Raw genomic sequence first — 237 nt, forward strand, 5'->3', positions numbered from 1 at the left:
GAAAAGTGGGGAACCAATCTGGGCCGTCGGCCTGATGACCGGCACCGTGCTGGACGGCAATATCGATGTTGCGCTGATCAAGACCGACGGCGAGCGGATCGCGGATTTCGGCACCTACACGCTGGCGCCCTACCCCAGATCAATCCAGACGCTGCTGGAGGAGACGCTGCGCCAGGCCAGGACCTGGAGTTTCACCGGGCCGGAGCCGGCAATCTTTCGCGAAGCTGAAGAAGCGCT

At 62.9% G+C, this 237-nt stretch carries 1 pseudogene; it reads left to right on the forward strand.

From position 1 onward, the window contains the following. Positions 1–16: 16 nt before the first annotated feature. Positions 17–237 (forward strand): annotated as a pseudogene (locus AC0L2O_RS37510) (anhydro-N-acetylmuramic acid kinase); the annotation flags it as partial.

This window comes from Bradyrhizobium sp. Kon10 (assembly GCF_055807395.1).